Genomic DNA, 14,672 nt, shown 5'->3' with positions numbered 1-14,672 from the left:
ATCGTCTTATGCGATTGTTACTAACCTTTATGTCACGCAAGCGTTTCGCTTAAATCCAACCCATTGACCTGATTCAATATAGTTTCTTTTACTGGCAGTTAATGCTCGAATTTCCTTAATGGACAAACAAGGGTATATGGAGTTCGAACATTAATCATCTCTATGGGGGTTTAGGAATAATCTGTGTCTAAAATCACTCAATTGATTAAAAAATAGGCACCCATGATGTTAGATAATTTAGCCATAAAAAAACCCGGCAGATGCCGGGTTTTGATCAATTCATCGAGAGTTACTTAAACCCATCCGGGTTCTTACTCTGCCAGTTCCACGTGTCGCGCATCATCGCATCGATTCCACGCGTTACCCGCCAGTCCAGCTCGGTGTTCGCCAGACTTGCATCCGCCCAGAACGCCGGCAGATCGCCATCACGACGCGGCTTAAACTCAAACGGAATCGCCTTACCAGAAGCCTTCTCGAACGCTTTAATCATTTCCAGCACCGAGAACCCTACCCCGCCGCCAAGATTATACGCCTTGTAACCGGTGACTTTCGGCAGATGATCCAGCGCCTTCAGGTGTCCTTCGGCCAAATCCACCACGTGGATGTAGTCGCGCTGTGCGGTGCCGTCTGGCGTGTCGTAGTCATCACCAAACACGCCAAGCTTCTCCAGGCGACCAATCGCCACCTGCGCGATATATGGCAGCAGGTTGTTAGGGATGCCGGTTGGGTCTTCACCAATCTCGCCAGACTCATGCGCGCCAACCGGGTTGAAGTAGCGCAGCGCGATGGCTTTGAAATTCGGGTCAGCTTTAGCGAAGTCGCGCATCACGAATTCGATCATCAGCTTAGAGGTGCCGTAAGGGCTGGTGGTGCCACCGATTGGCGTGGTTTCCACGTAAGGAACCGGTGCATCGGCGCCGTACACGGTCGCTGAGGAGCTGAAGATAAAGTTCCACACGCCAGCGGCGCGCATCTCTTCCAACAGCACCACGGTGCCTGCCACGTTGTTCTCGTAGTATTCCAGCGGCATGCGCGTGGATTCGCCCACGGCTTTCAATGCTGCGAAGTGAATGACTGCCGAGATGTCGTTAGCCGCAAACAGGTCACGCAAGCAGGCGCGATCGCGGATGTCGCCTTCAACGAACACCGCTTTCTTGCCAGACAGCTTCTCCACGCGGTTAACCGCTTCGCGCGAAGCGTTGCAAAGGTTATCCAGGACTACAACGTCGTCACCGCGCTCTAACAGCGCCAGCACCGTATGGGAGCCGATGTACCCTGCTCCGCCCGTTACCAAAATAGCCATGTGTACTCCTTTAAACCGCGCAAGCGGCGCGGCATGAGAATGGATTATTTCGCCAGAATTTTCTGGATAGCTTCGCGGAAATCACGACCCTGTGCGTTGTTACGCAGACCGTAAGAAACGAATGCCTGCATGTAGCCCATTTTTTTACCACAGTCGAAGCTGGTACCGGTCAGCAGTTGTGCATCAACCGGTTTCTTCTTGCTGAGTGATGCAATGGCATCGGTCAGCTGAATACGCCCCCAAGCGCCCGGCTCGGTGTTTTCCAGCTCTTGCCAGATATCCGCAGACAGCACATAACGACCGACCGCAGTCAGGTCTGAATCCAACTGGCCCGCTTCTGGTTTCTCAACAATGTTAGTAATAGTGCTGATGTCGCCTGGGTTATCGATCGGCGACTCTGTAGTCAGAACACCGTATTCAGTCAGGTCTTCGCCCGGCATGTGTTTTGCCAGTACCTGTGAGTGACCGGTTTCTTCGAAACGAGCCACCATTGCCGCGAGGTTATAACGCAGGTGGTCAGCGGTTGAGTCATCCAGCAGCACATCTGGCAGCACCACCACGAACGGGTTATCACCGATCATCGGGCGTGCACACAGCACAGAGTGGCCCAGACCCAGCGGGTTCGCCTGACGCACATTCATGATAGTCACGCCAGGAGGGCAAATTGATTGCACTTCGCTCAGCAGCTGACGTTTTACGCGTGCTTCAAGCAGCGCTTCCAGCTCATAGGTGGTGTCGAAGTGGTTTTCCACTGCATTTTTGGAAGCATGGGTGACCAGCACAATCTCCTTGATGCCCGCCGCTACGCACTCGTCAACGATGTATTGAATCATCGGTTTATCGACGATTGGCAGCATCTCTTTCGGGATAGCTTTTGTTGCAGGGAGCATATGCATACCGAGACCCGCAACCGGGATTACTGCTTTAAGCTTGGTCATATTTATTCCATTTCATGAAGTGAATACGTGGGGTCGATTATGCAGGATCGGCCGGTGCAGCAAGTATAATCTTTATCTGAAAATCCGACACTAACTCTCTGTCACGACATCAAAAATCGCCAAAACGCCTGGCTGCCGCTTCGCCTGAGACACGGAAAATGAACCGGCTAAACTGCTGAAAAACAGTGAGGGATTGATGGAAAAAGCACGGGTGATAAGACCATTGATTTGCAGAATGGATGAGGGGGATTTGGCGCGGGCACTCGCTCAAAGCTCATACCCGCGCTGATAGCGTCGTTATCCTAAAACCTACAACCAGCCCTCAAACCACTCCGGCATCACGAACAGATTGAAGTGATTCACCAGCATCATCAGGCCGACAAACACCACCGACACCGAAACCCACTGGCGGGCATACGGCATAAAGCGGATACCAATCACCGGCTTGATAAAGAACGGATGGGCGAAGGCAGAAATCAGCACCTGCGAGATGGAGAGCGTCAACGCCACATACAGCACGTTCGGCCAGATGTAGGTTGTCGCCAGTACCACGACCACCACCAGACTCGCCACAATATTCCAGTAAAACTCGACGTTAGTCTTGCCGTTCGCCTGGGAAATCGCGCCGGTTAAGCCCCCCATCGGACGCAGCATGCCGAACAGCAGCATCAGCGGAATCAGATGGTAAACCTGCTCATGCGATGCGCCATACAGCACGCGTACGATGACCGGAGACAGAATGCCAATCGCCAGATACATCGCGCTGCTGAACAACATGATGACGAAGGTGCCTTTCAGGAACAGATTTTTCAGCTGCTCCGGATCGTGCTGCTTCTCGGCGAAACGCGGCAGTGCCAGACGGTTGATCACCGGCGATACCAGTTTCAGTGGCTGCAGAATCAACTCTTTTGCCAGCGAGTAGATCCCCAGCATCTCCGCGCCCATCACTTTACCCACAATCAGTGCATCCGCCTGGGTACGCAGTTGGTTGATGGTCTGCGAACCGAGCTGATAGATACCGTAACGCACCGCGCTGATGAAGGTCGCCCCTTCAAACTCCCACGTTGGACGCCACGACTTCTCCCCGAAGTAGATCATGCACAGGATGCGCGTAAAGGCATTGATGAACAGCCCAAGGATGGCCGCCGCCACCGTGAGCGAAGTGAAGTAGAGCATCGCCACGGTACAGATGAACGCGAACAACTTGGTGGCCATCTCAATCTTCGCCAGCGTCACCATACGTTTGGATTTCACATAGTGCGCCTGATACTGCGACAGATGTCCCAGCACGAGGAAGTTGAGGCTGGTAAGCATGATCAGCCCTGTCAATTCAGGCAGGTGATAGAACCACGCCACCGGGAAGGCAATCGCCAGCATAATCAAGCCGGTACACAAGCTGAGTGAGACGTTGACCCAATAAATCGTACTCTGCTGGCGTCGGTTGATGTCCTGGCGATGCACGATGTAGCTGCTCATCCCCATATCTTGCAACACCGTTGCCACCGCCAGAATGGCGTTGATAATGGCTAATAAACCCAACTCATGCGCTTCAAGTTTTCGCGCCAGAACGCTGAGCTGTAACACCTGCAGCAATGCCGCGAAGCAGGTACTGCCAAACAGCCAGACGGCCTGTTTTTTTAATCCGCTCACACCATGCGCTCCAGAATTTTAGCCAGCTCGCCATAAGCGATGTGCTGATTGAACTCGGTTTCCACTTTGTGTCGCGCAGCAGCCACGACCGGCGCGACATCGACATCACCGCGTGACAGACGCAGCAGCGTGTCAGCCAACTCTTCGGCATCGTTTTCGGAGACCAGCCAGCCGCTGACGTTGTTCTGAATCAGCTCCGGGATGCCGCTGTGATAGGTCGAAACCACCGGCAGCCCCACCGCCATCGCTTCCATCAACGCCACCGGAATGCCTTCCATGTCGCCATCGGCTGCGGTTTTCGACGGTAGCAGGAAGATATCAGCATCATTCAACGCCTGACGAATCTCCTCCTGCGGCTTGAAACCTGGCATAGTGACAAAGGCTTCCAGTCCGGCACGCGCGATGTGTTCACGCATCATGCCGTCCTGCTCACCGTTGCCGATGATGGTGAACTCGAACTGCCCACCGTTGTTGCGCAGAATTTCGCTGGCTTTTACCGCCACGTCTAAGCCCTTTTTCTCGGTCAAACGCGCGACCGATACAATTCGCAGCGGCTGATGAAACGCCTCACGCGGCCTGAAGTTAAACTTCTCAGGCTCGATGCCCATGCGCGTCACGTGCACCTTCTCGCGTGGACAACCCATCTCAATCAGCTTGTTCTCCCACAAATGGCTTATGGGTAACATCAACTCGCTCTGTTTGAACAGGTTGACGTAATCGAGCTTGTGCTCTTCGAGAATGTGACGGCGCGAAATATCCGCGCCGTGGAACACCGTCGCCTGCTTGCCTTTCAGCACGCCGAGCTCACGCAGTTTGTTGGCCAGCGCACCGGCATAACCAAAGTGCACCAGAAACACATCCGCGGTGAAGGTTTGCTTCGCGTTAGCAACAATCGCGGGCAGCAGCAGCTTTTTCGCCTGCTGGCCGTAGCGGCCGACGTTGAGTGATTTGATTAACGCCGGCTTCGCGATTTTCGGCAGCATCAAACCAATGCGCTGCGTCAGCTTATCGAGATTCGAAACTTTCTCTTCCGGCAGTAAATAGTGAGTTTTCGCCGCCAGATTGTAATCATCGAACGCGGCGTGGCGATTGATCATATCGCCCGGAAACACGGAGATGATCTCCACGTCATAGCCTGCATCGATGAAATGCGTTACCTGATTGAGGACAAACGTCTCAGAGGCAACCGGAAAACGCATGGTGAAAAAGGTCAGCTTCATCACTTACCCCAGCACGTTGAGAATTTCTGCCGTAATGCGGTTACCAATTTCACGCTCCTGCGCCACCGCGGTGTCCACTTTGCGTTTCACGTTGTCGTAGTCCGCCAGTACGGTTTGTACTTTATCGATCAGCGAACCATCCATCAGGCTCTGCACGTCGGTGGCCATCTGCGGCAATCCAAGCTGTTTCATCACGCCGAGCGATTTGTGCTCATAGTTGATGGCCACGGCTGGGGTACCGAAGTTCATGGAAATGATGGCGGAGTGCAGGCGGGTGCCAATAGTCAGGTGACAATGGCTTAGCAGGATGCCGAGTTCGAGGTCGTTGAACTCGTCCATGATGACATGGTAATGATCGGGATTATCGACGTGATCACGCAGCGTCAGCGCGACCATGCGGTCGTCTTTGGCGTAGCTGTCGATGCCGGTACAGGTAGAGAAAGCCACCACCTGATAGCCTTCAGCAATCATCGCATTGATGACTTTCCCAAAGGCCGCTTCGTACTCTTTCTGCGTCACGCCGAGACGTTTATCGAACGGTGCCAGTTCACGCACGGTGATGGCGATGGTTTTACGCGCGCTGATGATGTTTTTCCAGTGCAGCAGGTTGTGGCTCGGATTCTCCACATCGCGTGCTTTCACCAGGAAGGCGGTATCGACGCCCTTCTTCACGCGGCTGGTGGTGACGCCGTCTTGTTTCAGGCGATCGAAGCTGACCTCTTCACGCAGCACCAGGCTATCGACGCGATCAAACACGAAATTGGCCAGCGCATTCACGCGGGGGTTCTCAAAGGGTCCCACGGAGTGACCGACCATGTGCAGCGGCTTTTTCGCCATCAATGCACAGAGCGCGTGGTCAAACTGCGTCACACCATAAAGATCGACGAAGAACGAACCGCCCACCTGAATGATGGCGTCATACTGTTCCAGACTTTTGGTGAACTGCGCCAGATGGGGCGGCACAGAGAACGATTTGTACAGGCCACCCTTGCCCAGATGCGCCATCATGATTTCGGGCATCAGGCGGTTGGCCACTTTACGTTTAACGCTGCCCACCAGCCCTTTCGCTGATTTGCTGTTATGCAGAAACAAGGAATCCTGCTGGATATCCTGTTGCAATAAGTACCCGGAGCTTGTTGGATAACGACTGATCACATCAATATCGAGGTCGCCACGCGCAGACTGCAAAGAGTCGATCAGTCCACGTAAAATCGCGCCATCCCCACGATTTCCACAGGTATGGTTTCCCACCAATAAAATCTTCATAAACACTCCAGAAAAATTTTTTTAATTTTTTACAAGCCACGTCATTTCCTGCACGGGCAAAGTGAACTCTGTGTTAAAAAACTGCAATGGGAACAATGCCCAAAATAGAAAATCTGTCCTCAAACGGGCGACCTGCAGGCCGCTCCCAACCTTTCCCGGAGAGGGCGCAAACGGCTGCGCCCTCTCCGGTTACTGCATTACGACTTCACCGCAAAATAGGGTAACGCCACCTGTTCGCCGTTAATCACCACCGAGACAAATCCTTTCGGCTCGCGCGTATTTACCTGCTCCGGTTTCAGCGCGCGCGAGGCCAGCAGCAGATCGCCCTGCTCGTTGCCGCCTATACCCGCTTTACCGTTGTGCAGACTGAAGCGCTGCGGTGCTTGCTGGCTGCCGCTGGCAGGACTACCCTGCGCCATGGTGGCATCCACACGCGCACAGCGTCCGGTGAGGAAGCGGTCCTTGGCAGTGCTTTTAATCAAAATAGCGGTGGTGGGTGTCCAACCAGCCAGCTTGACGAACACTTTCGTGTCCGTCTCTGAGCGCGGTTCAAAGCGGACATCCACCACGGGTGAACTGCCTTCGGCAGACCAGCTGGCTTCCGCATTTTTGGTTTTGCGTTGCAGATGAATAACCGCACGACCGCCGGTGCCTTTACCATCAATGACGTTCATTAAGGGCTGATTAGCCGTGCCATTATTGAATTGCGATTGACCAAACACCTCGATCTCCCAGCTGTCTCCCACCGTAGGTGAGTAGAAGTTGCCGAGTTCAAACCAGGTTTCCTGGTTGGTGTTATTCGCCAGGCGGAAGCGTGAGGTGATGTAGTTGTATTTCAGGCTGCCATCGATGGCGACACCGTAAGATTCCACGCGCGTGGATCCCATCTCCCAGATGTTGAGCCAACGCTCGCCTTCCATCGAGTTGTCGATCCAACTCCCCGCCTGCAGGTTGGTCTGGCGCATGTTCAGTCGCGAGTTGTGCGCAATCAGCGGATTTTTACAGTCTTCAATGCTGAGCGCATCGATAATCCACTGCCCATTGGAAATGTCACCGGGAAACTCACTGTGCTCGATCCAGCCGTTATGAATGATCGACTGGCTGCAACGTGGCAGATTCAACACCTTACCGCCTTTACAGTGCTGAGCGTTGAAGTTGGAGAGTTCAATCGCCGTGCTGTGATCCCAGGCGCCAGCCTTTTGGCCCGACCAACTGGCTTTGATCACATCACCGGTACAGGCATTGGCGTACCACTGGTCGATTTTACAATCCAGCGTATCCAGTAAGCTCAACGACACTCCGCCAACCTGATTGAGTCGCAAGCAGGCACCACGGAAAAATTGCCCGCCGGGACACGTGTTGCGGAACAGCCCCTGCTTATTCGGTCGCTTGTCGTTTTGACCGTTGAAAATCAGATTGGAGATTTCAGTCCAACGCGCGTTCACCTGGAACAGGAATTCAGAGCGACCGTCTGAAGTCAGCGTGGTCGCCGGGAAATAGCCAAAATTGACCATCGCGCCGGAGATACGGAAGTAGCGTCGTTCTTCATTACCGAAATCGCACTCGGTGACGAAGAAATTGCCTGCCGGGAACTGCACACAGATCTGCTGATTGGCATCAATTGACCATTGATACATGGCTTTTATCGCCGGTGCGGCATCGGTTTTGGCATCGGCAATAGCGCCAAAATCGAACAGCGTCAGGCGGTTAAAATCTTCAACCACGCGACGCCAGTAGAAGCCTTTACCACTGAAGATAACGCCGCCATCATCTTTGCCGTCACCAAAAGCGCCAACGAATTCCCCGCCGCCCACTTCTAAGCCTTCATGCCAACTTTTCAGCTTGATTTTGGCACCCGCGAACAGCGGACGCGTTTTCCTTAACTCCTCAACCGACGGGATTTCGCCAATCAGCTGATAGCCATTCGGCTGCGCCAGACGCTGGCTAAAGTTACTCGGATTCGGTCGTGAAACATCTGCAATCGAAAACAGCGTATTCCCTTGATCGTCTTCCACCACCATGGAGTGAGCAGGATTGGCGATCAACGCTGCATTATCGTGAATGAATTGCGCGAAGTTGCCCTTATTTAGCGCAATAGGCTGGCTGATTTGTGACACTTTACCGCTGGCATCGCGCAGGAAGACCGGAATCTGATTGCCCGCTTTGCTGGCATCCTGACCGGCCTGCCCGATCCACAATTTGCCCTCAAAGTTCTGCCAAAACTGTGGTGGCATGGTGTAGACATTTTCTGGCGTTAAAATTGGTACATCGCCCTGCGGTACGCTGGACGGATCGACAGCTTTCAAAGCAGGTTGACCACTTTTTGCCGCATAGCTGGAAAATGCGCTCACTGAGAGCGCGGCAACAATGGAGGAGGCTGCAGTTTGCAAGACTTCTCTTCTTTTCATGCTTTCAATCCCGTGGTCATGGGGCTGCGTAACAGCCATAAATGTGATCCCGGAGGCATTTAGCCGTCATACTTCACGCCACAGGGGCGTCGGCTGCCTGCCTTCGCCCCTGTCACTTACTAGAGTAAGCTCACGGGGACTCAAGCACTTGCCGCCTTCCTGCGGCATGAATTATTTGGCTAAACCAAGGCTAGCCAGCTTTGTTTGATCTGGTTACCGTCAAACTTCAGCGCAGTTTCTTTGGTTTTTTCGCTCATGGCGTAAAACAGGCTATCGTCACTGGCCAGCTGTTCCATGCGCGCCAGGAACGTTGATTTGTCATTCATCGGCACCAGGAACCCATCTTCACCGTGATTGATAATCTCCTGCGGGCCGGTTGGGCAGTCATAAGCCACCACCGGCAATGACCAGGATTTCGCTTCGAGCAGCACCAGTGGCAAGCCCTCATAACGCGAGGTCATCAGCGCCATGTCGCTGTCACGGTAGTAATCGTTGATGTTGCTGACTTTGCCGACGAAGTTAACGCTATGGGTAATGCCCAACGCCGCAGCCTGATCGTGCAGTTGTTGACGCAGTTCGCCGTCACCCGCGATCACCAGCTTCCATTCAGGATGGGTTTTACTGAAGTCGGCCCAGATATCCAGCAGCAGGTCGAAGCCTTTTTGATTATCGAGACGACCGACCGCCAGCGCCTGACGGCTGCGGGTCTGACGTTGAAACGCCTTGTACACCACCGGATTGGGGATCTGCTTGCTGGCGATATTCCAGCGGCTGAACACCTGATGATCTTTGTCCGTCAGCACGATGACCTGGTCGTAATAGCGCAGCAGCATCCACTTCAGCGCTTTGATCGGCTTGCTGAAGGAGTTAATCGCGATGTGTTCACAGGCGTAGGCTTTAAAGCGTTTTTTCTTCATCGCCATCAGGTTCCAGAAGGCGAACATCACGCTCAGGCGGCCCATGCTGATCAGAAATACGCTGTCGAAGCCTTCCTGATGAATGCGCGCCACGGCGCTTTTAATCGGGTTGCTCTGCCCTTCAAAGCTGACAATTTCTTTTACGCGGTCGAACGGATAAAAGGTTTTGCCGTGTCCTTCCAGCGAATAAATGGTGACGGCGTGCTGCTCACCTAGGCACTCCGACATGAAGTTGCAGATGTTCTCGGTGCCCGCGTAGGAGTAGGCATCTTTAATCACTAAAACAATCTTTTTCATGAAACGCTTTCCACCTCAAAATTTGAAATTAAGGCCCAATTCCTTCGCGCGGCTAACACTGTTACAGCGTGAAAAATAGCGGGTCTTAACGATGCTTCAGGGTGAAGAGAACGCCGTTCACCATATACCAGCCGTAATAGTAATAGATTTTTAACGGATTGTTTTTATAGATAATTCTTAATAATTCGAGGTGCCATTTCGCCGCTTTATTCTTATTGCGCGAGAGTGAGTCGCCCAGCTCGTAATAGTTGACCAGCGTCTTCTGGATCACCCGAGCTTGCTTGTAGCGGAGGAACAGTTCGTAGAGGAACAGGAAATCTTCATGTCCTTTACGCTGGAAGAAGATGCCCTGAGGAGGACGGCGGAAACACACGGAAGAGAAGCAGACGCGATACTGCTTCTTCACGAAGTTTTCCTGCTGCAGATAGGGTTTGCTGTAGAGAATATCGTGGTCGGCGGTTTTGGTTTTGTAGTGATAATGCGTGATGACAAAATCATCACCCGCCGCGATCGCCGCAGTCTGTTCGGCAAGTTTATCGACGTGCCATTCGTCGTCACTGTCGAGAAACGCAATAATCTCTTCTTGCGCGGCACGCAGACCCACGTTACGCGTTTCCGCCGCACCGAGGTTGACTTCATTGTTAAGAATGGTGATGCGCGCATCAGTGCAGTGTTCGCGTACATAGGCCAGCGAATCATCGGTGGACTGATCATTTATTAAATAAAGATGCCAGTCGCTATAGGTCTGATTGACGATCGACTCAACCGCACGCAATACCGTTTTACGCGCGTTATACATCGGCATCACAATACCGACGGTGCCAACATGATTTGTCATTTGTATACCCGGAGTGTCAGGAACCAAAAAATTGCCCCCGGTGTGGGAGCAAGTGAAATTCTTTAAAATGAATCAGGAAACGGCTCGCCCGCCAGAGAAGCGCGATTTCACCTTATCGAGCAGGCGATTCATGAAGTAAGCGCGATTGTCACGGTTGGTCAGGAAGAAATAGCGCGCGAAACTAACGCTGGCTAACAGCGATTTGCCGTCCATCTTGTAACGCAGCGGCAGCTTGAACGCCTTATAGGTATGGACGTCACGTGCCGTGAGGTGCGGCTTCATGGTGTCCAGCCAGAAGAAGGAGTACTTCACCGACTCGCCTTTGTGTTTGGAACCAAATTTGGTCACCAGGTGATACGTTGCCAAAGGTTTATCGATCATCACGAACTCGTAGCCCATACGATCGGCGCGGATGCAAAAGTCATAATCCTGATGGCGAATGTAGCGTGCATCAAAACGGATTTTGTCGGCATCTTCGCGCTTCAGCACAATGGTGCTGGTCTGAATAAATCCGTAACAGCCGAACAGATACTCCGCCACGGTTTCGTTTTTGCCCGGCGGCTGCATCGGCATTACTTTCAGGAAGCTACCGTCCTGATGAATGTTTACCTGGCTGAAAATCACATAGCGCGATTTGCCCTGTGCCTCCAGTTTGCTAATGGTGTCGTGCACGGTCAGCAGCTTATCGGCAGCCCACTCATCATCGGCATCAAGGAAGCTAATGAAATCGCCTTCAGCCAGTTCAATACCCTTATTGCGGGCGCCCGCACCGTTCAGTTTGATCTGGGACAGTTCCAGCTTGATGTCCAGATCCTGATAACGCTCACTGCGTACGACCTGCGCCAGTTCGTCTGCATCAGCCGATTTGTCATCGACGATAATGACTTCAAAATTGCGATAGGTTTGCGCTTTGACACAATCTAGCGTCGTGACAATTGATTTCGACGCGTTATACGCGGGAATTACAATTGAGAAGCGGATGTCCTGCATTGCCAGCACCTCTTAAACAGCTGTTCCAGATTTAACGGTAGCGCGGACAGACCTCAGAAAGGAATCGGCTGTGTTCTGAAAAATCATACCGTTATTTCTCTTTCTCATTGAGCTGCTGCGTTCCATCACGGAGGTTCCTATGAAAGTTTGTGCTGTGTGTATTTTCGCGGTGCAAAACGCACCATAAAAAGGGGCGGATAATCCGCCCCTGAGTTTTACTTAGCTTTTGGTTTCTTTGCCGTATTCGTAGTTGTAGTAGTCGTAGCCATAACCGTAGGCATTCGACGCTTTACGTACCACGGCGTTAAGGATGACGCCCTTAATCTCGATACCGTTCTGCGCGAAGCGCTTGTAGCTGACATCCAACTCTTTAGTGGTGTTGGTTTCGAAACGCGCCACCATCAGCGACGTACCGGCCAACTTACCGATGATGGAAGCATCGGTCACCGCCAGAATCGGTGGGGTATCAATCAACACCAGGTCGTAGTTCTTGCTCGCCCAATCCAGTAACTCACTCATGCGACGATGCATCAGCAGTTCAGACGGGTTCGGTGGTACCTGACCGCGTGGCAGGAAATCAAAACCGTACACGCCTTTCTGAATCATGGCCGGGGAGAACTCACTCTTGCCGGACAACACATTGGAGAGACCCATTTTGTTTTCCGAACCGAGCAGCTCATGGGTATAACCACGGCGCATATCACCATCGATGAACAGCACACGCTGGCCTGCTTTCGATACCAGGGTCGCCAGGTTGGCACAGATAAAGGTTTTACCAATACCCGGGCTGGCACCGGTAATCATCAGAATGTTGTTTTTGGCTTCCATCATCGCGAAGTGCAGGCTGGTACGCAGGCTGCGAATCGCTTCGATGGAGAGGTCGGTCGGATTACCCAACGCCAGCAGCGTATTATGTGGGTCACTCTTCTCTTTGTGACCACGACGCGCCAGGGCTTCGGTATCTTTCTTACGTTGCCACTCTGACAGCGGTACGCTGGCATAGACGTTCATGCCCAGCTCTTCCAGCTGCTCAGGATTCTCAATACCGTGATGGAACAGCGCTTTCAGCAGCACCAGACCCACAGAGAGAATCAGACCCAGAATAAAGCTGGCGGCAATAATCAACAGTTTCTTCGGTGCCACCGGGCTACCGGCGGTTTCCGCACGGTCGATGATGCGCACATCACCCACGGTACTGGCTTTACTGATTCCCAGCTCTTGCTGGCGATTCAGCAACTGCATGTAGATTTCCTGACCTGACTGCACATCACGTGTCAGACGCAGAATTTCCTGTTGGGTTTGCGGCATACCGGCAATTTTCTTGTTCAGTTTTGCCTGCTCGTCTTCCAGGGTTTTGCGTTTTTCCAGCAGCGCGCGGTAAGTCGGGTGATCTTTGGTGTAGAGCTGTGACACTTCAGCTTCTTTGAAGGTCAGTTCGTTCAACTGGCTCTGCACGCTAACGGATGAGTCGAGAGCCGATTTCGCTTCCAGCGACATATCCACCGATTCATTCTGGCGGCGATAGGCGTTGAGCTTGTTCTCCGCATCATCCAGACTGCTACGCACTTGTGGCAGCTGGTTGCGCAGGAACTCCAGGCTCTTCTCAGCCTGCTCAGATTTGCGGTCAACGTTCTGCAACAGATAGTTATTCACGATCTGGTTCAGGACGCGACTCGCCTGCTCTGGATCTTCATCCTGGAACTCAAGGCCCAGCACACCGGTGGTTTTACCTTTGTCGGCAACGGTCAGCGCGCCCAGCACGTTTTTAATCGCCTGCAGATCGCTCAGCTTAGTGACGTTGAAGCTGGTGCCTTCGTCAGCCTGAATGCCGCTGACCAGCATAGTGACATCACCGTGCTGCTCCATCTGACCCACACGACCTTTGAACAGCTCATCGCCATCTTTGGTAACGGTGTAAGTCTGTGGACCGGTCACTTCCAGCTCGACGGTACGCTTGTCGATGGAGCGAGGAATTTCCAGACGCGAGATAGCAATTTGCGCCGGCTTATTGCCCATCAGGCGAGATAAACCTTTACCAATAACCGGGAAGTAATTCTGCTGCACCACGGTGTCCAGACCGAGGTCATTAACCGTTTTACCCAGCACCATGCGCGATTCAACAATCTGAATTTCCGTATCAGATGCTGGCGTGGTTGGCAGCACATCCTGCAATTCATTCAGAACAGAAGCCGTGTTTTTCTGCTCTACCTGAACCATGGCATCGGCGCTGTAAATAGGCGTTGCAAACAGTGTGTAGAGCGTTCCGGCCAACATGAAGAAGGCGGTAACGGCCACGATGATCCAGCGATGATCAATTAGCTGTCCCACAAGATGCGCCAGATCCCATCCACTCGAATCTTCCTTTGGCGCAGTCATAACCTTGTTTTTAATATTCATGGGTATTCCCAACTATCGGCTTAGTACGTTGACCCATTTCTGGGTAGCGTTTTCCAGTAACCCGTAGACCTCTTGAAAGGCCTCGCGACTTTTTTTGTACGGATCCGCAATTTCCTGCTGATTGAGCCAGTGCCCAATGAGCATGGTTTTTCCGCGTGCGGCTGGGTCGATGCGATTGACCTGCTCAACGTGGCGCTTCTCCATTACCAGAATCAGGTCATAGTCACGGCACATACTGGCCGTTAACTGCTGAGCATGATGGCCTTCCAGCGACACGCCATGTTCGGCGGCAACGTCGCTGGCGGTCTGGTCTGCCGGGAACCCCTTCAGAGCGCCTAGCCCTGCAGAAGCCACCCGAGTTGAAGGTAGCGCGCGTTGGAACAGACGCTCCCCTGTTGGGGAGCGGCAGATATTACCGACGCAGACGACTAACACGGACTTGATCATA

The 14,672-nt window shown here is 52.9% G+C and carries 11 protein-coding genes; all 11 read right to left on the bottom strand.

Annotation, left to right across the window (positions count from 1 at the left end):
- Positions 1-289: 289 nt before the first annotated feature.
- The 11 genes from galE to FD737_RS03340 all read right to left on the bottom strand — a co-directional run bounded on the left by galE (position 290) and on the right by FD737_RS03340 (position 14,671).
- Entirely contained in the window at positions 290-1,303 is a 1,014-nt protein-coding gene (galE, locus tag FD737_RS03390) for a UDP-glucose 4-epimerase GalE (RefSeq protein WP_034824773.1), read from the bottom strand.
- A 44-nt stretch (positions 1,304-1,347) separates the two neighbouring features.
- Positions 1,348-2,241, bottom strand: a complete 894-nt coding sequence (galF, locus tag FD737_RS03385; protein WP_160832705.1) for a UTP--glucose-1-phosphate uridylyltransferase GalF — start codon at positions 2,239-2,241, stop codon at positions 1,348-1,350.
- A gap of 309 nt (positions 2,242-2,550) precedes the next feature.
- Entirely contained in the window at positions 2,551-3,891 is a 1,341-nt protein-coding gene (locus tag FD737_RS03380; protein ID WP_045832317.1) for an MOP flippase family protein, read from the bottom strand.
- A complete protein-coding gene (locus FD737_RS03375) occupies positions 3,888-5,111 on the bottom strand; it encodes a glycosyltransferase (RefSeq protein ID WP_034824779.1) in 1,224 nt (407 codons plus the stop codon). Before FD737_RS03375 ends, FD737_RS03380 begins: the two co-directional genes overlap by 4 nt.
- Positions 5,112-5,114: 3 nt before the next feature.
- Positions 5,115-6,377 (bottom strand): colanic acid biosynthesis pyruvyl transferase WcaK, encoded by a 1,263-nt coding sequence (wcaK, locus tag FD737_RS03370; RefSeq protein ID WP_097116651.1) that lies wholly within the window; start codon positions 6,375-6,377, stop codon positions 5,115-5,117.
- Positions 6,378-6,574: 197 nt separating this feature from the next.
- Positions 6,575-8,785 (bottom strand): phage tailspike protein, encoded by a 2,211-nt coding sequence (locus FD737_RS03365; protein WP_160832704.1) that lies wholly within the window; start codon positions 8,783-8,785, stop codon positions 6,575-6,577.
- A gap of 179 nt (positions 8,786-8,964) precedes the next feature.
- Positions 8,965-9,999, bottom strand: a complete 1,035-nt coding sequence (locus FD737_RS03360; RefSeq protein WP_160832703.1) for a glycosyltransferase — start codon at positions 9,997-9,999, stop codon at positions 8,965-8,967.
- A gap of 85 nt (positions 10,000-10,084) precedes the next feature.
- On the bottom strand, positions 10,085-10,837 hold the full coding sequence (locus FD737_RS03355; protein ID WP_160832702.1) for a glycosyltransferase family 2 protein: 753 nt from the start codon (positions 10,835-10,837) through the stop codon (positions 10,085-10,087).
- A gap of 72 nt (positions 10,838-10,909) precedes the next feature.
- Positions 10,910-11,827, bottom strand: a complete 918-nt coding sequence (locus FD737_RS03350) for a glycosyltransferase family 2 protein (RefSeq protein ID WP_160832701.1) — start codon at positions 11,825-11,827, stop codon at positions 10,910-10,912.
- A 219-nt stretch (positions 11,828-12,046) separates the two neighbouring features.
- A complete protein-coding gene (gene wzc, locus FD737_RS03345) occupies positions 12,047-14,224 on the bottom strand; it encodes a tyrosine-protein kinase Wzc (RefSeq protein WP_160832700.1) in 2,178 nt (725 codons plus the stop codon).
- Between the two features lie 12 nt (positions 14,225-14,236).
- Positions 14,237-14,671, bottom strand: a complete 435-nt coding sequence (locus tag FD737_RS03340) for a protein tyrosine phosphatase (protein WP_160832699.1) — start codon at positions 14,669-14,671, stop codon at positions 14,237-14,239.
- Position 14,672: the final 1 nt, after the last annotated feature.

Origin of the sequence: Pantoea sp. Seng, assembly GCF_009829935.1 — a bacterium.
In the GTDB taxonomy this organism is placed as follows: domain Bacteria; phylum Pseudomonadota; class Gammaproteobacteria; order Enterobacterales; family Enterobacteriaceae; genus Pantoea; species Pantoea communis.
Note: the sequence above shows the minus strand (reverse complement) of the source record. Positions and strands in the feature narration are given on the sequence as shown.